Annotated in this window: 18 protein-coding genes; 13 read left to right on the top strand and 5 right to left on the bottom strand. The window is 73.5% G+C overall.

What is annotated here, in order from left to right; all coding sequences use genetic code 11:
* Positions 1-67 precede the first annotated feature (67 nt).
* Complete coding sequence (locus tag VIG76_RS04005) at positions 68-2908, top strand: FtsK/SpoIIIE family DNA translocase (protein ID WP_331951286.1); 2841 nt, start codon at positions 68-70, stop codon at positions 2906-2908.
* 105 nt (positions 2909-3013) lie between these two features.
* Here the strand turns inward: VIG76_RS04005 and VIG76_RS04000 are convergent, their stop codons facing one another.
* Positions 3014-4129 (bottom strand): glycosyltransferase, encoded by a 1116-nt coding sequence (locus VIG76_RS04000; RefSeq protein ID WP_331951284.1) that lies wholly within the window; start codon positions 4127-4129, stop codon positions 3014-3016.
* A gap of 10 nt (positions 4130-4139) precedes the next feature.
* Positions 4140-4649, bottom strand: coding sequence for a TetR/AcrR family transcriptional regulator (locus VIG76_RS03995; protein ID WP_331951282.1), 510 nt, complete (start codon positions 4647-4649; stop codon positions 4140-4142).
* A gap of 224 nt (positions 4650-4873) precedes the next feature.
* On the opposite strand from VIG76_RS03995, the gene pgsA reads away from it, so the two are divergent.
* The 9 genes from pgsA to dapF all read left to right on the top strand — a co-directional run bounded on the left by pgsA (position 4874) and on the right by dapF (position 12232).
* A complete protein-coding gene (gene pgsA, locus VIG76_RS03990) occupies positions 4874-5500 on the top strand; it encodes a CDP-diacylglycerol--glycerol-3-phosphate 3-phosphatidyltransferase (protein WP_331951280.1) in 627 nt (208 codons plus the stop codon).
* Positions 5497-5979, top strand: coding sequence for a CinA family protein (locus tag VIG76_RS03985; RefSeq protein ID WP_331951277.1), 483 nt, complete (start codon positions 5497-5499; stop codon positions 5977-5979). Before pgsA ends, VIG76_RS03985 begins: the two co-directional genes overlap by 4 nt.
* Before the next feature lie 148 nt (positions 5980-6127).
* Positions 6128-6451 (top strand): helix-turn-helix domain-containing protein, encoded by a 324-nt coding sequence (locus tag VIG76_RS03980; protein WP_331951275.1) that lies wholly within the window; start codon positions 6128-6130, stop codon positions 6449-6451.
* Positions 6452-6470: 19 nt separating this feature from the next.
* The gene (locus VIG76_RS03975; RefSeq protein WP_331951273.1) at positions 6471-6701 is read left to right on the top strand and encodes a DUF3046 domain-containing protein; all 231 of its coding nucleotides are present in this window, start codon (positions 6471-6473) and stop codon (positions 6699-6701) included.
* A gap of 447 nt (positions 6702-7148) precedes the next feature.
* Positions 7149-8225: a recombinase RecA gene (recA, locus tag VIG76_RS03970; protein ID WP_331951271.1), complete on the top strand. Its 1077-nt coding sequence runs from the start codon at positions 7149-7151 to the stop codon at positions 8223-8225.
* 3 nt (positions 8226-8228) lie between these two features.
* The gene (locus tag VIG76_RS03965) at positions 8229-8864 is read left to right on the top strand and encodes a regulatory protein RecX (RefSeq protein WP_331951269.1); all 636 of its coding nucleotides are present in this window, start codon (positions 8229-8231) and stop codon (positions 8862-8864) included.
* A 28-nt stretch (positions 8865-8892) separates the two neighbouring features.
* On the top strand, positions 8893-10380 hold the full coding sequence (miaB, locus tag VIG76_RS03960) for a tRNA (N6-isopentenyl adenosine(37)-C2)-methylthiotransferase MiaB (RefSeq protein WP_331951267.1): 1488 nt from the start codon (positions 8893-8895) through the stop codon (positions 10378-10380).
* A gap of 7 nt (positions 10381-10387) precedes the next feature.
* Complete coding sequence (gene miaA / locus VIG76_RS03955) at positions 10388-11323, top strand: tRNA (adenosine(37)-N6)-dimethylallyltransferase MiaA (protein ID WP_331951265.1); 936 nt, start codon at positions 10388-10390, stop codon at positions 11321-11323.
* A gap of 9 nt (positions 11324-11332) precedes the next feature.
* Positions 11333-12232: a diaminopimelate epimerase gene (gene dapF / locus VIG76_RS03950; RefSeq protein ID WP_331951263.1), complete on the top strand. Its 900-nt coding sequence runs from the start codon at positions 11333-11335 to the stop codon at positions 12230-12232.
* Here dapF and VIG76_RS03945 read toward each other — a convergent pair.
* Positions 12184-12810: a class I SAM-dependent methyltransferase gene (locus VIG76_RS03945; protein ID WP_331951261.1), complete on the bottom strand. Its 627-nt coding sequence runs from the start codon at positions 12808-12810 to the stop codon at positions 12184-12186. The two genes, dapF and VIG76_RS03945, sit on opposite strands and share 49 nt — an antisense overlap.
* A gap of 3 nt (positions 12811-12813) precedes the next feature.
* Here VIG76_RS03945 and hflX point away from each other — a divergent pair, with 3 nt between their 5' ends.
* Positions 12814-14259 carry a GTPase HflX gene (gene hflX / locus VIG76_RS03940; protein WP_414640604.1) on the top strand — a complete coding sequence of 482 codons (1446 nt, stop codon included), beginning with the start codon at positions 12814-12816 and terminating at the stop codon, positions 14257-14259.
* A 4-nt stretch (positions 14260-14263) separates the two neighbouring features.
* Here hflX and VIG76_RS03935 read toward each other — a convergent pair whose 3' ends face one another.
* The gene (locus VIG76_RS03935) at positions 14264-14401 is read right to left on the bottom strand and encodes a hypothetical protein (RefSeq protein WP_331951257.1); all 138 of its coding nucleotides are present in this window, start codon (positions 14399-14401) and stop codon (positions 14264-14266) included.
* An 81-nt stretch (positions 14402-14482) separates the two neighbouring features.
* Here VIG76_RS03935 and VIG76_RS03930 point away from each other — a divergent pair, with 81 nt between their 5' ends.
* A complete protein-coding gene (locus VIG76_RS03930) occupies positions 14483-15436 on the top strand; it encodes a GlxA family transcriptional regulator (protein WP_331951255.1) in 954 nt (317 codons plus the stop codon).
* A 1-nt stretch (position 15437) separates the two neighbouring features.
* Positions 15438-16331, top strand: a complete 894-nt coding sequence (locus VIG76_RS03925; protein WP_331951253.1) for a DNA-3-methyladenine glycosylase 2 — start codon at positions 15438-15440, stop codon at positions 16329-16331.
* Between the two features lie 87 nt (positions 16332-16418).
* On the opposite strand, the gene lexA is transcribed toward VIG76_RS03925, so the two are convergent.
* Positions 16419-17099: a transcriptional repressor LexA gene (lexA, locus tag VIG76_RS03920; RefSeq protein ID WP_331951251.1), complete on the bottom strand. Its 681-nt coding sequence runs from the start codon at positions 17097-17099 to the stop codon at positions 16419-16421.
* Positions 17100-17281 lie beyond the last annotated feature (182 nt).

Raw genomic sequence — 17281 nt, 5'->3', positions numbered from 1 at the left:
CGTGCCCCCCGGATGAGGGGTGCCGGGCTGCCCCACCCCGACGGAGGGGCCGCCTAGCCTGGCCCGCATGGGGAATCCTCGGGGGAAGCCGCGCGCCACCGTCGCGCGGAGCGCCGGGACGACCACGCGCTCACGGCCGGCAGCGGCCAGGGCGACCCGCGGTCGGACCGGAACGAGTCGCACGAAGGCCTATCCGGCCGGACAGCAGCACGACACCGTCGTCGAGCGCGCCTGGCTCGGCGTCGCGCACGTCGCCGGCGGCGCGGCCCGCGCCTTCGGGCCGGAGACCCTCACGAAGGAGCAGCGCCGCGACGGCGTCCCCTTCGTGCTGCTCCTGCTCGCCGTCGCCGGCGGGGCCGTCGAGTGGTTCCTCCGCACCAACGCGGTCGCCAGGACCATCGAGCAGTACAGCTTCGGCGGCATGTTCGGCCAGGTGGCCGTCGCGCTGCCCGTCTTCCTCGCGATCCTCGCGCTCTGGCTCTTCCGCCATCCGGCGTCCGTGCACGACAACGGCCGCATCGGCATCGGGTCCGCCCTGCTCGTCGTCTCGGCCGCCGCGCTGTTTCAGGTGGGGGCGGACAACCCGCAGCCGGATGCCGGCGTCGGCGCCCTCCGCTCGGGCGGCGGCGTCGCCGGCTGGCTGCTCGCCTCGCCGCTGCTCGCCGTCGGCGGCGCGGCCGTGGCGGACTTCGTCGCGGTCCTCGTGCTCCTCCTCAGCCTCTTCGTCCTGACCCGCACGCCGCCGCACCGCGTCCCGCAGCGCCTCGGCGACCTCTACCGCTACCTCTTCGACGCCGGCCCCGCGCCCGAGCAGCCGGCCGTGGAGCCGAAGCCCCGCCGCAGCCGCAAGGCCGCCGCCGATCAGCCGGATGCGGCCCCCGATGCGGTCGCGGACGACCTGCACGCCGGTGACCTCGCCGACCTCGGCCTCGAGGCGGTCGACGTGCCCGTCGGCGGCGACCACGTGCCGTGGTGGCGCTTCGGCAAGGGCAAGCATGTCGACGCGGCCTACGACAACCCGCTGATCACGCCCGACCCGACGTCGGTCGACGGGGTCGTCGACCCGGCGAACGACCGGGGTGCCGATCTCGGAGCCGGCCTCGGCGAGGGCCTCCCCGCGCCGGCCCCCGTCGAGGACCTGGAGCCCGAGGGCGAGTTCTCCTTCGCCTCCTTCGACGAGCTGCTCCGCGACCCCACCGCTGAGGAGCGCGCGGCCGAGGAGCCCGAGCTCGACGACGAGCCGCACACCGGTGCGGCCTCGCCGCCGGCGCATGCTTCCGCCGACGAGCCCGAGGAGGAGGGGGAGTACTCCTCCCGCCCGCCCGCATCCGCGGCCGCCTACCGGCTGCCGCCCGACCATGCGCTCGCCGCCGGCGCTCCGCCCAAGAAGAGCACCGAGGCGAACCAGCAGGTCGTCGCGGCGATCACGAGCGTGCTCAGCCAGTTCAAGGTCGAGGCCGCCGTCACCGGCTACTCGCGCGGCCCGACGGTCACCCGCTACGAGGTGGAGCTCGGCCCTGGCGTCAAGGTCGAGAAGGTCACGGCCCTCAGCAAGAACCTCTCGTACGCCGTCGCCTCGAACGAGGTGCGCATCCTCTCGCCGATCCCCGGCAAGAGCGCCATCGGCGTCGAGATCCCGAACGCGGACAAGGAGATCGTCACCCTGGGCGACGTGCTCCGGTCGCCCGCGGCCACGAAGAGCACGCACCCGATGACGATCGGCGTGGGCAAGGACGTCGAGGGCGGCCACGTCGTGGCGAACCTCGCGAAGATGCCCCACCTCCTCGTCGCCGGCGCCACCGGCTCCGGCAAGTCGAGCTTCGTCAACTCGATGGTCACGAGCCTGCTCATGCGGGCGAAGCCGTCCGAGGTGCGGATGGTGCTGATCGACCCGAAGCGCGTGGAGCTCACCGCGTACCAGGGGGTGCCGCACCTGATCACGCCCATCATCACGAACCCGAAGAAGGCGGCGGAGGCGCTGCAGTGGGTCGTGAAGGAGATGGACATGCGGTACGACGACCTCGAGTCGTTCGGGTTCCGTCACGTCGACGACTTCAACAGCGCCGTCGCCAAGGGCGAGATCGTGCTGCCGGCCGGATCGCAGCGGAAGCTCGCGCCGTACCCCTACCTGCTCGTGGTCGTCGACGAGCTCGCGGACCTGATGATGGTCGCGCCGCGCGACGTGGAGGACTCGATCGTCCGCATCACGCAGCTGGCCCGCGCATCCGGGATCCACCTCGTGCTCGCCACGCAGCGCCCGAGCGTCGACGTCGTCACCGGCCTGATCAAGGCGAACGTGCCGAGCCGTCTCGCGTTCGCGGTCACGAGCGTCACGGACAGCCGCGTCATCCTGGACCAGCCGGGCGCCGACAAGCTCCTCGGCCAGGGCGACGGGCTCTTCCTGCCGATGGGCGTCTCGAAGCCCATGCGCGTGCAGGGCGCCTGGGTCAGCGAGGCGGAGATCGCCCGCGTCGTCGAGCACGTGAAGAAGCAGGCGCGCCCCGACTACCGCGAGGACGTGGCCGAGGAGGCCCCGAAGAAGCAGATCGACGGCGACATCGGCGACGACATGGAGCTGCTGCTCGCGGCCGTCGAGCTCGTCATCACCACCCAGTTCGGCTCGACCTCGATGCTGCAGCGCAAGCTCCGCGTCGGGTTCGCGAAGGCCGGCCGGCTGATGGACCTCATGGAGTCGCGCGAGATCGTCGGGCCCTCCGAGGGCTCGAAGGCCCGCGACGTGCTCGTCGGGCCGGACGGCATGGCGGATGCGCTCGCGAAGATCCGGGGGATGCCGGCCAACGGCGCGGCTTCCGGCGGCGGGGGAGCGGTCCCGGTGGCCCTCGACTACTTCGACGACGCCGAGGGCGGCGAGTCCGAGGACGCCTGGAGCCTCACGGGCCGCGACTGACGGCCCGGGCATCTGCGCGAACGACGGAGCTTCCGCTCTGAAGCGGCCCGGATCGGCATGGATCCGACCCGCGGATCCGGTCTCTCCGTCGTTCGCGCAGCGCGGCTACTGGACGACCGGATGGGCGCGGGCCGCGATCCGCTCGACCTCGTCGGCCGCCGGCGCGGCCCCGTCCTGGGCCTGCAGGTCGGCGGCGATCTCGCGGGCCGTCGCGGCGAAGGACGGCTCGGCGAGCAGCCGCTCGACGGCGGCGCCGATCGCCGCAGGCGCGGCCGTCTTCGGCAGCGTGAGGCCGGCGCCCGACGCCGCGACGGCCCGGCCGATCATCGGCTGATCGAGCATCGGATGCATCGGCAGCACGAGCACCGGGACGCCGTGGGCGAGTGCCCGCACCGTCGTCGCGTGACCGCCGTGACCGACCACCGCCGAGGCCCGCGCGAGCAGCGGCGCGTGGTCCGCGTACTCGTGCAGCACCGCGTTCGCCGGGGCCCGCATCGCCGCCGGCCGGATCGTGCGTCCGGTCGTGACCTCGACCCGGATGGCAAGCGGGCCCAGGCCGTCGAGCACCCGCTGCAGGGTCTCCTGCATCCCCGGGTACCAGATCGAGCTGAGGCTCACGAGCACGGTCGGCGGCGTCGTGGGCGCGGCCGCGGGAGCGGGCTCCTGCAGCACCGCGCCGACCCGGAGCGCGTTGCCCGGAAGCGGGGCGGCCGGGTCCAGCCCGCCACCGGTGAGCAGCAGCAGCCGGTCGGCCCGGTCGAGGACGGGCATCGGCGCCGCGCCGCGCAGTCGGAGCGCGGCGGTCACGGGGCCGCCGCCCCAGCTGCGGCGGAGGTACTCCCAGGTGGTGTGCCCGAGCAGGACGGTCGGCAGACCGGCGGCCTCCACCTCCGCCGCGGTGCCGGTCAGCAGGGCGTCGACGAGCACGACGTCGGCGCCGAGCGTCCTGGCCGCCGCGACGACGGAGTGCCCGCGCGCGCGGTCGGCGAAGAGTCGGGTGATGTCCCGCAGGGTGCGGACGGTGCCACGCGCCAGGAGGGGGTCGTACTCGGCGCCCTCCGCGACCAGGAGCTCGCATCCGGCATCCGCGGCTCGGCTTCGGACGGCTTCGTCGGCGTGCAGCACGACCCGGTGGCCGCGGCGGGCCAGCTCGGCCGCGACCCCGAGCACGGGCGGCACGTTGCCCCCGAGATCGACCGTGACGACGAGGACGGTGGACATGGCTGCTCCTTCAGGATCGATGCGACGCGAGGATCGCGTCGGTCATGGTGCGCATGCGGGCGACGACCGTCTCGGCCGGCAGCGCTCGGTCGAGATGCAGCAGCTTCCACGCGTAGACGTCGGTGGCCACGACGAGGAGATCGACGAGCGCGTCGCGCTGGTCCCCGCCGGGAAGCCGGTCCGCGAAGACCGTCTCGACCCACCGCCGGTGCAGGTGCTTGCCGCCGGTCGTGACCGCAGCGGCGCGGGCGTCGGTCCGCTCCCGCGCGAGCATCTCCAGCGCGAACGGGCCGCGCCGCTCGTAGTGGGCGACCAGGGCGGCGAGCGCTCCGACGGCGTCGCGGTCGGGCGTCACGCGCTCGGCCTCCACCTCCACCTGGCCGGTCTCGATCGCCGCGGCGAGGAGGGCGTCCCGCGTCCCGAAGTGCCGGAGGACCGTCTGCACGCTGACGCCGGCGCGGACCGCGATGCGCTCGAGCGTCGGATCGAGGTCGAGGTCCTCGTAGCCGAGTGCGATCACGGCAGCGAGGATCCGTTCGCGTGTGCGTGCGACCGCGGCGGACCGCGCCCGCATCGTGTACGTCCTCGTCGCAGCCATGTCGACGCAGGTCTACGCCCCTCCGGTATTCGTGTCAACGAGAATTGACACGAAATCTGCGCGGGAGCGGTGGGAGTGCGTCGGACGCTTCCGGATTACCCTGAGGTCGAGGCGCGCCGCCGACGGTGCGGCACGAGGGGGTCCGGGTGGGCGACGACCCAGCGGTGCGCACCGGCTACCAGGCGCGCGGGCGGATGATCTCGGCCGGCGAGGGCCCGGCGAGCACCTGGAACGCCGCCAACCTCATCACCATCGGGCGCATCCTGCTCGTCCCCGTGTTCCTGTGGCTGCTCGCCCTCGACGGCCACTCGTACGGGCCGTTGCGATGGCTGGCCACGCTCCTGTTCGTGGTCGCCATCGCCACCGACAGCGTCGACGGCCGGCTCGCCCGGGGCCGGGACCTCGTCACCGACCTCGGCAAGATCCTCGACCCGATCGCCGACAAGGCCCTCACCGGCGCGGCGCTCATCGCCCTCTCGGTGCTCGGTGAGCTGCCGATCTGGGTGACCGTGCTCATCCTCGTCCGCGAGGTCGGCATCACCGTCTACCGCTTCGCCGTGCTGTCGAAGCGGGTCATCCCGGCCTCGAAGGGCGGGAAGCTGAAGACGGTGCTGCAGTCCGTGGCGATCACCCTCGCCCTCGCGCCGTTCCCGCAGCTGCTGGGCACGTGGGTCGACTGGGTGAACACGGTCTTCATGGCCGCCGCCCTCGTCGTGACGCTCGTCACCGGGGTGCAGTACTTCCTCGACGACCGCCGGCTCAACCGGCGATGAGCGCGGCCGACGTGCTGGCGATGCTGCGCGAGTCCGACCGCACGCTCGCCGTCGCGGAGTCCCTGACCGGCGGACTGCTGACCGACGCCTTCGTGCAGGTGCCGGGCGCATCCGCAGTGCTCCTCGGCGGCGTGATCAGCTACGCCACCGACCTGAAGCACGAGGTGCTCGGCGTCGACGCCCGCCTGCTCGCGGACGAGGGTCCCGTGCATCCGGAGGTCGCCCGGCAGATGGCGGACGGGGTGCGCCGGGCGCTCGCCCTGCACGGCCGGATCGCCGACGTCGGCGTCGCGACGACCGGGGTCGCCGGCCCCGATCGGCAGGGCGGCCGTCCGCCGGGCACGGTCTACGTCGGCGTGGCGATCGGCAGCCGCCGCATCGCCGCATCCGGCGTCTTCGAAGGCGATCGGCAGGCGGTCCGCAGCGCGGCCGTCCGCCTGGCGCTCGAGACCCTCTCCGCGGTCCTCGACGCGGAATAGCGCAGGTTTCGATCCCGTTACTTCTCGCAGGTCGCACGCGGGGTGTCGGATGCGGGGCTTACCGTTGACCCCAACGCGGCGGGGTACAGTGGCCGTCCCTCGGGCGGACCCCGTGATCGGCCACCAGGATGGAGAAGGAGGGGGAGAGATGGTTCTCGTACGGCAAGAACTCGGCGACGTGCTGCGCGACTTCCGGTTGCAGAAGGGCCGCACCCTCCGCCAGGTGGCGAGCAAGGCGTCCGTCGCCCTCGGCTACCTCTCCGAGGTCGAGCGCGGGCAGAAGGAGGCCTCCTCGGAGATCCTCGCCTCCGTCGCCGACGCCCTCGACACCCCGGTCTCCGTGATCATGCGCGAGGTCGGCGACCGGCTCGCGGTCCTCGAGGGCCTCGAGGTCCCGGATGCGCTGCCCGCGGACTTCGGCGAGCGGTTCGGCCGTTCCGGCGACCGCCGCCCCGACCTGGTGGCGCACTGATCGGTCGGCCGCTGCCGCGATGAAGATCAGCGAGTTCCGGCGAGCCGTCGACGAGGAGTTCGGCGAGACGCACGGCCGCGTGCTGGTGAACGAGCTCGTCATCGACGTGCTCGACGGCCGCACCGCCGCCCGCGCCCTCGACGAGGGCGTGCCGGCCGCTGACGTCTGGGGCGCCCTCTGCAAGGCCAACGACGTGCCGCCGGAGCGTTGGCACGGCCGCGGGCGCGAGGTCGCACGCAGCAGGCGCTGAGCTTCGACTTCTCCATCCCGTCCACCTCACGCCGCACCCGGAATCGCGCCGTTCCGGAGTTCCTGCGCGACACGCCGCGATCCGCGGCGCGGCGCCGGTGTGTCGTCCGGTTTCTCCGGAACGGCGCGACAAGCGCTCTGCTCGACGCGACTGCAGGTCGCGACGACCGACGGGCGCGCTCGGTCCACTCGAACCTGTCTCCGCTTCGACGGCCGGTTCTCGGCGTGTCCCTCGAACCCCTGTTCGACGCGGCGTAGTCTCCTCCACAGGCGCTCCCGGAGGCCGGTTCTCCGGCGGGCGCCTGCGGCGCCGAAGCGCTGTCGGTGGCCGCACGTACTGTCGCTTCCGACCGGCGGACGCACCGCCAGCCCTGTCGCCCGACATGTCGGACCGACAGCCGATGGGCAGCCGACGGCGCGCTCAGCGCCACGAACGAGGAGACCTGCAATGCCATCCACCACCGACCGCGAGAAGTCCCTCGAGACCGCGCTCGCCCAGATCGACCGCCAGTTCGGCAAGGGCTCGGTCATGCGCCTCGGCAGCGACGAGCGCGCACCCGTCGCGGTCATCCCGACCGGATCGATCGCGCTCGACGTCGCCCTCGGCATCGGCGGCCTGCCGCGCGGGCGCATCGTCGAGATCTACGGCCCGGAGTCGTCCGGCAAGACCACGCTCACGCTGCACGCGATCGCCAACGCGCAGCGGGCCGGCGGCATCGCCGCCTTCATCGACGCGGAGCACGCCCTCGACCCCGAGTACGCGAAGAAGCTCGGTGTCGACATCGACGCGCTCCTCGTCTCCCAGCCCGACACGGGTGAGCAGGCGCTCGAGATCGCCGACATGCTGATCCGATCCGGGTCCATCGACCTGATCGTGATCGACTCCGTCGCGGCGCTCGTGCCGCGGGCCGAGATCGAGGGTGAGATGGGCGACAGCCACGTCGGCCTGCAGGCGCGCCTCATGTCGCAGGCCCTTCGCAAGCTGACCGGTGGGCTCAACCAGACGCAGACGACGATGATCTTCATCAACCAGCTCCGCGAGAAGATCGGTGTGTTCTTCGGCAGCCCGGAGACCACGGCGGGCGGCAAGGCGCTGAAGTTCTACGCCTCCGTGCGGCTCGACATCCGGCGCATCGAGACCCTGAAGGACGGCACGGACGCGGTCGGCAACCGCACCCGCGTCAAGGTCGTGAAGAACAAGATGGCCCCGCCGTTCAAGCAGGCCGAGTTCGACATCCTCTACGGCGTCGGCATCTCCCGCGAGGGCAGCCTGATCGACTTCGGTGTGGAGCACGGCATCGTGAAGAAGTCGGGCGCCTGGTACACCTACGACGGCGACCAGCTCGGGCAGGGCAAGGAGAAGGCCCGCGACTTCCTGCTGAAGAACCCCGAGGTCGCCCAGGAGATCGAGACGAAGATCCTCGCGAAGCTCGGCATCGGTGCGAACGCCCAGCAGGCGCAGGCCGCGCAGGCGGCGGCTCCGGTCGAGCCCATCGAGGCCAAGCTGCAGGCGCGCCGCGCGTAGCCGATGGGAGTCCTGCGCTACTTCCCCGGCAGCGAGCCGCCGGAGCAGGGGCCGTCGCCGGAACCGGCCGCGTCCGGTTCCGGCGAGCCCGGCTGGGCCGTCCCCGTGCTCGGGCCCGACGCCCCGGCGGCGGTCGAGCCCGAGCCGCCGGCGGCCGAGCGGCGGGCGTCGCGCCGGGCCGAGAACGTCGCCCTCGCGGCCTTGACGAGGCACGACGCCTCCGAGGGCGAGCTCCGCGCGAAGCTGCTCGCCCGCGGCCTCGACGAGGCCGACGTGGAGGCCGAGCTCGACCGCCTGAAGGGCGCCGGTCTCGTGGACGACGCCGCCCTCGCCGACCGCCTCGTGCGGTCACTCCGGGAGCGCAAGGGGCTCGGGGACGGCGCGCTGCGACCCGCGCTCCGTGCCCGCAACCTGCCCCAGGCCGTCATCGACGCCGCCATCGCGGCGAACGCCGAGGACGACGAGGCCGTCGACGAGCGGCTGCAGGAGGTCGCCGACGACCGCGCACGGCGGCTCGCCTCGCTGCCCGATGACGTCGCCGAGCGCCGGTTGACCGCCTACCTCATGCGGCGCGGCTACGGCGGCTCGTCGCTGCGCAGCGCCGCGCGGGACGCCCTCGAGCGCGCCCGCCGCGGCTGACGGCCGGGCCGGTTCCTACACTGCTGGCATGACCCTGACCGCGCCGGCCCGCACCTACGAGGTGCGGACCTACGGCTGCCAGATGAACGTGCACGACTCCGAGCGCCTCGCCGGCTCCCTCGAGGCGGCCGGCTACGTCGCCGCACCCGCCGGCGAGCAGGCCGACGTCGTCGTGATCAACACCTGTGCGGTGCGCGAGAACGCCGACAACCGGCTCTACGGCAACCTCGGCCACCTCGCCTCCGTGAAGCGGGAGCACGAGGGCATGCAGATCGCCGTCGGCGGCTGCCTCGCCCAGAAGGACAAGTCGGTGCTGCTCGAGCGCGCCCCCTGGGTCGACGTCGTCTTCGGCACCCACAACCTCGGGTCGCTGCCCGGGCTGCTCGATCGCGCGCGGCACAACGCGCAGGCCGAGATCGAGATCCTCGAGGCCCTCGAGGTGTTCCCCTCGACGCTGCCGACGAAGCGCGAGTCGACCTACAGCGGATGGGTGTCGATCTCCGTCGGCTGCAACAACACCTGCACGTTCTGCATCGTCCCGTCGCTGCGCGGCAAGGAGCAGGACCGCCGGCCGGGCGACGTGCTGGCCGAGATCCAGGCCCTCGTCGACGACGGCGCCATCGAGGTCACGCTCCTCGGCCAGAACGTGAACTCCTACGGCGTGCAGTTCGGCGACCGCCAGGCGTTCGGCAAGCTGCTCCGCGCCACAGGATCGATCGACGGCCTCCGCCGCGTGCGCTTCACCAGCCCGCACCCCGCCGCCTTCACGCCCGACGTGATCGACGCGATGGCCGAGACCGCCGTGGTCATGCCGCAGCTGCACATGCCGCTGCAGTCCGGCTCCGACCGGGTGCTGAAGGCGATGCGCCGCTCCTACCGCGCGGACCGCTACCTGCGCATCCTCGACGCCGTGCGCGAGCGCATCCCGCACGCGGCGATCACCACCGACCTCATCGTGGGGTTCCCCGGCGAGACGGAGGAGGACTTCCAGGCCACGCTCGACGTCGTCGAGGCATCCCGCTTCGCGTCCGCCTTCACCTTCCAGTACTCCATCCGCCCGGGCACGCCCGCGGCGACCATGGACGACCAGGTGCCGAAGGAGGTCGTGCAGGAGCGCTACGAGCGGCTGCTCGCCCTCCAGGAGCGGATGTCCGCGGAGGGCAACCGCGCCCTCGTCGGCACCGAGGTCGAGGTGCTCGTCGGTACCGGCGAGGGCCGCAAGGACGCGGCGACGTACCGCCTCTCCGGCCGCGCCGCCGACAACCGCCTCGTGCACGTCGGCCTGCCCGAGGGTGCCCGGGCCCCGCGGCCAGGCGACCTCGTCACCGCCCGCGTGACGGCATCGGCGCCGGCGTTCCTCATCGCCGACGTGCCGGCGGGGGAGCCCGTCCGCATCGAACGCACCCGTGCCGGCGACGCCTGGGACGCCAGGGAAGCCGCCTCCTGCGCGGTCCACGTCCCCGCGCCCGGCGGCCGGGCGATCTCCCTCGGCCTGCCCGCGCTGCGCCGCCCATGACGCGGCTGTGATCGTCCTGCTCGGCGGGGCGACGGGCACCGGCAAGACCTCGCTCTCCCTCGACGTGGCGGAGGCGATCGCCGCCGCCGGCGGCTCGGCCGAGGTCGTCAACGCGGACGCGATGCAGCTCTACCGCGGCATGGACATCGGCACGGCCAAGCTGCCGGTCGCCGACCGCCGCGGGATCCCGCACCACTGCTTCGACCTCTGGGACGTCACCGAGACGGCGTCGGTCGTCGCCTACCGGGACGCCGCACGCGCCGCCGTCCGTGACATCGAGGCCCGCGGCGCCGTCCCGCTGCTCGTCGGGGGCTCCGGCCTCTACGTGGAGGCGGTGCTGCGCGAGCTCGACTTCCCCGCGACGGACCCGGAGCTCCGAGCCGACCTCGAGCAGCAGGCCGACCAGCTCGGCCCCGACGCGATCTGGCGGCGGCTCGCGGAGGCGGATCCGGTCGCCGCCGGCCGCATCCCATCCGGCAACCTGCGCCGCGTCATCCGCGCGCTCGAGGTCGTCACCCTCACCGGACGGCCCTACGCGGCCTCCCTGCCCGACCAGGGCGCGTGGTGGGCGCCCGCCGTGCGGGTCACCGTCGATGCCGACGGGGCGGTGCTGCAGCAGCGGCTCGCCGAGCGCGCGCGGCGGATGTGGGCGGGCGGCCTGCTCGACGAGGTCCGCCACCTGCTTCCGAACGGCCTGGCCGAGGCGACCACCGCGGCCCGCGCGGTCGGCTACGCGCAGGCCCTGGCCGTGCTCCGGGGCGACCTGTCGGTCGAGGAGGGCCTCGAGGACACGATCAGGCTCACCTGGCGGATGGTCCGCCGGCAGCGCGCCTGGTTCGGCCGGGACGACGACGCGATCCGCGTCGACGGCGCCGATCCCGCCGCTGCCGGCGTCGTGCTGACGGCACTCGAGGCGGCCGGGACCGGTCCGGCCGCGATCTAGGCTGGCGGGATGGCCGGTCTCCGCTTCACCAAGGGTCACGGCACCGGCAACGACTTCGTGCTCATCGCCGACCCGGACGGCGAGCAGGACCTCGCGCCGAGCGAGATCGCCCGGCTCTGCGACCGCCGGTTCGGCGTCGGCGCCGACGGCGTGCTCCGGGCGGTCCGCGCCGCCGCCGACGCTGAAGGCGCTGCGATCGCCGTGGGCGACCCCGAGGTGGAGTGGTTCATGGACTACCGCAACGCCGACGGCTCCGCCGCGGAGATGTGCGGCAACGGCATCCGCGTGTTCACGGCGTTCCTGCTCGCGGAGGGACTCGCGACGCTGCCCGACGGCGGTGCCCTGAGGATCGCCACCCGCGGCGGCGTCCGCCCGGTGCGCCGCGACGGCACCGGGTTCGCCGTCGATCTCGGCGGATACGCGCTCGGCGGCCCCGAGGTCCTCGTGCAGGTGCCCGGCGTGCAGGTCGCGCGGCCCGGCCTCGCGGTGACGGTGCCGAACCCCCATGTCGTGGTCGCCCTCGCCGACGGCGACGAGCTCGACGCGGCGGACCTCACGCGTCCGCCCCGCCTCGAGCCGGAGCCGCCCGCGGGCGCGAACGTCGAGCTCGTCCATCCGGCCGACCCGCTCGTCCAGGAGGGCGTCGGCCGCATCCGCATGCGCGTGCACGAGCGGGGCAGCGGCGAGACGCTGTCCTGCGGCACCGGTGCGGCCGCGGCGGCCCTCGCCGCGCGCAGCTGGGCGGGTCTCGCCGCACCGTCCGTCTGGCGGGTCGCCGTGCCCGGCGGCGAGCTCGGCGTCCGGATGCTGGCCGCCGACGACGGCGAGCACGTGGAGCTGTCGGGCCCCGCGGAGCTCGTCTACTCGGGCGAGTGGCCCGGGCCGCTGCGCACCTCGAGCACCCGGTAGCCGCGGTCGGTCGCCGCGCGGCGCACCGTGAGGCCGTCGGCAGCGAACCGCTCGGCGATCCAGTCCTGCAACGAGTCGCCCCCGAGCTGCTTCGCGACGACGAGCCAGGCCGACGCGCCGGGCTCCAGCCGCGGCAGCCACTGCTCGAGGAGCGCGTGCAGGGCCGGCTTCCCGATGCGGATCGGGGGGTTGGACCAGATGGTGGCGAACCGCAGATCGTCCGGAATATCCTGGGGCGATGCGCTCTTGATACTGATGCCGGCGATTCGGGCGTTGTCGGCAGCGAGCGCGAGGGCGCGCTCGTTCACGTCCACCGCCCACACATCCGCCTGAGGAGAACGCAGCTTCATCGCGATCGCGATCGGACCCCACCCGCAGCCGAGGTCGAGCACGGCCCCGGCCGTCGGCGGCGCGGGCACGCGCGACAGCAGCACGGCCGTGCCGCTGTCGAGCCGCTCCGGGCTGAACACCCCGCCCTGGGTCCGCAGCTCCAGGTCCTTCCCCGCCAGCGTGACGCGGATCGTCCGCGGCCGCTCCTCCGAGCTCGGCTGGGCACTGAAGTAGTGCTCATCGGCCATGACATGGATTCAACCAACATCGAAAGGTCTTTCGTGACGGAAACCCTGAACACCACCGCCGACGGCGCGTTCGAGGCGCAGGACTTCGACGGCGAGCAGTTCGACCTCGAGGAGCGCCAGGCGCTGAAGCGCGTCACCGGGCTCTCCACCGAGCTCGAGGACGTCACCGAGGTCGAGTACCGGCAGCTGCGGCTCGAGCGGGTCGTGCTGATCGGCGTCTACTCGCGCGGGCAGGCCGACGCGGAGCAGTCGCTGCGCGAGCTCGCCGCGCTCGCCGAGACGGCCGGCGCGGTGGTGCTCGACGGGCTGATGCAGCGCCGCCCGCATCCGGACCCCTCCACGTACCTGGGCAGCGGCAAGGCGGAGGAGCTCCGCGACGTCGTGCGGCTCGTCGGCGCCGACACCGTGATCGCCGACACCGAGCTGGCCCCGAGCCAGCGGCGCGCGCTCGAGGACGTCGTGAAGGTGAAGGTGATCGACCGCACCGCGGTGATCCTCGACATCTTCAGCCAGCACGCGAAGAGCCGCGAGGGCAAGGCCCAGGTCGAGCTCGCGCAGCTGCAGTACCTGCTCCCGCGCCTGCGTGGATGGGGTGAGTCGATGTCCCGCCAGGCCGGTGGTCAGGTGGGCGGCGCGGGTGCCGGTATGGGCTCCCGCGGCCCCGGTGAGACGAAGATCGAGCTCGACCGGCGGCGCATCCACTCGCGGATGGCGAAGCTGCGCCGCGAGATCGGTGACATGGCCCCCGCGCGCTCGGTGAAGCGCCAGAACCGCGAGCGCACCGGCATCCCGTCGGTCGCGATCGCCGGCTACACGAACGCCGGCAAGTCGAGCCTGCTGAACCGGATCACCCGGGCCGGCGCGCTCGTCGAGAACGCCTTGTTCGCGACGCTCGACACCACGGTGCGCCGCACCGAGACGCCCGATGGGCGCCCCTACACGCTCACCGACACCGTCGGGTTCGTGCGGAACCTGCCGCACCAGCTCGTCGAGGCATTCCGCTCCACGCTCGAGGAGGTGGAAGGCGCGGATCTCGTGCTCCACGTCGTCGACGCCGGCACGCAGGACCCCGCGGGGCAGATCGCGACGGTCCGTCAGGTGATCGCGGAGGTCGGTGCGAACGACGTGCCCGAGCTCATCGTGTTCAACAAGGCCGACCTCGTCGACGACGCGACCCGGATGGTGCTGCGCGGCCTCGAGCCCACCGCGGCGTTCGTCTCGGCGCGCACCGGCGAGGGCATCGAGGAGCTGCTCGCCACCATCGGCGCGCTGATCCCGCTGCCCGCCCACGAGATCACCGCCGTCGTGCCCTTCGAGCGCGGCGACCTCGTGTCGCTGCTGCACGAGCGCGGGCGCGTGCTCGCGACCGTGTACGAGGAGGCCGGCACGCGGATCAACGCGCTCGTCGGCGACGGCGAGCGGGCCGCGCTCGAGCCCTACCTGGTCTGATCGCTCAGATCCACCGGCGCGAGGAGACGAACCGGTCCCCTCGCGCCGGCCGCGGCCCGTAGCCGTCCGAGCGGACGGCGACGATCGAGCCGGCGATCCCGGCGACGGTGAGCAGCAGGAGCACGAGCAGCAGGACGATCATGGCAGGAACGCTACGACCGCCATGATCCGGCCACGAGTGGCAGGAATGCCAAGTTCGTCGCCTTTCTGCCAGACTGGGTCGATGCTTCGTCGCGTCGCTGTGCTCGCCGTCCCCACCATGAGCCCGTTCGAGTTCGGGGTGCTCTGCGAGGTGTTCGGCGTCGACCGCACCGACGACGGCGTGCCGCCGATCGACTTCCGCGTCGTGACGGCCGACCCCGGCCCCATCCCCTTCCAGCACGGGCTCTCCATCACCGTGGAGCGCGGGCTCGAGGACGCGGCCGACGCCGACCTCGTGGCTGTGCCGGCCCTCGACGATCTGCGGCACGCGGACGAGCGCGTGCTCGACGTGCTGCGCGCCGCCCACGACCGAGGCGCCTGGGTGCTCAGCGTCTGCAGCGGAGCCTTCGTCCTCGCGGCCTCGGGGCTGCTCGACGGGCGGCCGAGCACGACGCATTGGCGCCACGCGGCCCGGCTGCAGGCGTTCCGGCCCGCGACCCGGGTCGATCCCGACGTCCTGTTCGTGGAGGACGAGAAGATCGTGACGTCGGCGGGCACCGCATCCGCCATCGACGCCTCGCTGCACATCGTGCGGCGCGAGCTCGGTGCCGCGGCGGCCAACGTCATCGCGCGGCGCATGGTCGTGCCGCCGCAGCGCGACGGAGGCCAGGCGCAGTACATCGCGCTGCCCGTGCCGGAGCGCGAGGCGGACTCGCTCGCCGCGCTGCTCGACTGGGCGCAGGCACACCTCGACGAGGACCTCTCCGTCGAGGTGCTGGCGCGCCGGGCGCTCATGTCGCCCCGCACCTTCGCGCGACGCTTCCGCGAGGAGACCGGGACCACCCCGGCGGCCTGGGTCGTCCGCCAGCGCCTGCGCCGCGCGCAGCACCTGCTGGAGACGGCGGACCTCCCGGTCGACGAGGTGGCGCGGACCGTGGGCTTCGGGACCGGCGGGGTGCTGCGTCATCACTTCACGACCGTGCTCGGCACGAGCCCGCAGGCCTACCGGCGCCGGTTCAGCCTCGCCGGCGCCTGAGGTGCACCAGGCGCGCCTCCGGCTGCCGTTCACGGCGCCGCTCGAGCCGTCGAACCTCTTCGGGCATCTCGCCGCGACGGCGGTCCCCGGCGTCGAGGAGTGGCGCGACGGCGCCTACCGGTCGGCGGTCCGGCTCGCGGGCGGTCCGGCCGTCGTCGCCGTGGCGCCGCCGGCCGGCGATGCGGTCGAGGTCGAGCTGCTCCTCACCGAGCCGGCGGACGCCGCGGATGCGGAGGTCCGCGTCCGCCGCCTGCTCGACCTGGACCTCGATCCGGCCCGGATGGGGTCGGTCCTGAGCGCGGATCCGGCGCTCGCACCGCTCGTGGCCGAGGCGCCGGGGCGGCGCGTGCCGGGCACGCTCGATCCCGCGGCGATGGTGCTGCGGGCCGTCCTCGGCCAGCAGATCGCGACGGCGGCCGCCCGCACCCTGACGGGCCGCCTCGTCGCCGCGGTGGGGGAGCCGCTGCCGGAGCCGGTCGGCGGCCTCACCCATCTCTTCCCCGAGGCGCCGGCGCTGCTCGCCCGCGCGGACGAGGCGCGCGAGGTGCTGCGGATGCCGGAGGCGCGGCGCCGCACGGTCCTCACGGTCGCCGCCGCCCTCGCGGACGGGTCGGTCGATCTCAGGCAGCCGGCGGCCGACGTCCGCGCCGCCATGCTGGCGTTGCCCGGCGTCGGGCCGTGGACCGCCGATACCGTCCGCATGCGGGCGCTCGCCGATCCGGATGCGTTCCTCGCCGGCGACCTCGGCGTGGTCCTCGCCGCCCGGCGCCTCGGCCTGCCGGACCGTCCCGCGGCACTCGAGCGGCGCTCGAGAGCCTGGTCGCCCTACCGCGCGCACGCGGTGCAGTACCTCTGGGCGACCGGCGTCCACGCCGTCAACACCTTGCCCGCATAGGCGGCCGGGCCGGTTCGCGCGCACCCGGGCGTCATCGGACCCCCGTGCTGCCCGAAGTGGCCCGGTGTCGAGGTCGGACCGGTGGCGTCAGACCGCGCGGAGGATGGCGACGACCTTGCCGAGCAGCTCGGCGTCGTCGCCGAGGATCGGCTCGAACGCGCTGTTGCGGGGCAGCAGCCAGGTGTGGCCGTCCCGCTGCCGCAGCACCTTGACCGTCGCCTCGCCGTCGAGCATCGCCGCGACGATCTCGCCGTTCTCGGCCGTCTTCTGCGTGCGCACGACGACCCAGTCCCCGTCGCAGATGGCGGCGTCGATCATCGACTCGCCGACGACCTTCAGCATGAACAGCTCGCCCTTGCCCACGAGCTGCCGCGGGAGCGGGAAGACCTCGTCGATCTGCTGCTCCGCGGTGATCGGCACACCGGCCGCGATGCGGCCGACGAGCGGCACCATGGCGGCGTCGCCGACCGGCACGGTCGACGGGACGTCGCTCTCCGACATCGGCACCCCGATGACGACCTCGAGCGCCCGCGGGCGCTTCGGGTCGCGGCGGAGGTAGCCGGACAGCTCGAGCTGCTTCAGCTGATGGGTCACGCTCGACAGCGACGCGAGGCCGACCGCGTCGCCGATCTCCCGCATGCTCGGCGGGTACCCCCTGCTCGCGACCGACCGCTGGATGACCTCGAGGATCGCCATCTGCTTGTCGCTCAGGGAGCGTCGGCGGCGGGTGCCTGCTGCGACGGCTCGGGTCTCGGGCTGCTCGGCCATCGGTCGTCCTCCAGGCGCTCGCGTGCGTGTCGGTGCACGCGGCTCGTCGTCTCCGATGGTACCGGGATCCGGGGGCGGTATCAAACGGATGTTCGACCCGTGTCGGGCGCTGTCCGACCCGTGTTCGAAGATGCTTGCATCAGCCCGGGTTCGAACCTATGTTCGATTCCAGGGGGACCGAG

The sequence above is a fragment of the Amnibacterium sp. genome, assembly GCF_036559085.1.
Taxonomy (GTDB): Bacteria; Actinomycetota; Actinomycetes; order Actinomycetales; family Microbacteriaceae; genus Amnibacterium.
This window is presented reverse-complemented; position numbering and strand designations above follow the sequence as displayed.